At 60.4% G+C, this 245-nt stretch carries 1 protein-coding gene; it reads right to left on the bottom strand.

Going from position 1 to position 245, the window contains the following annotated elements; genetic code table 11:
- The coding region (locus tag RZA33_RS19710) for a hypothetical protein (RefSeq protein ID WP_317510012.1) at nucleotides 1-245 on the bottom strand (245 nt) is incomplete at both ends.

Below are 245 nucleotides of genomic sequence, written 5' to 3'. Positions count from 1 at the left end.
CGAAATCTGTATTCTGCCAATAGGGCCACGCATCGACATAGTCGATCTTATTCTTGTCGTTAGCGCGCTCAATCAGAAGCGCGTTCTGCATGAACTGGCCGCGCAGGCGCTTGACCCAAGTCCGCATCCCAACGTTGCCGGTGACCTTCAGCCCCTTTGTGGCGTTCAGCATCGTCATGTCGACGACGCTCTCGGCCGCACTCAGCACCACGTCGTAATCGGCGGCCAGGGGCGCCCAGCCCGCG

Source organism: Halovibrio sp. HP20-59 (assembly GCF_033052795.2).
Taxonomy (GTDB): Bacteria; Pseudomonadota; Gammaproteobacteria; order Pseudomonadales; family Halomonadaceae; genus Vreelandella.
Note: the sequence above shows the minus strand (reverse complement) of the source record. Positions and strands in the feature narration are given on the sequence as shown.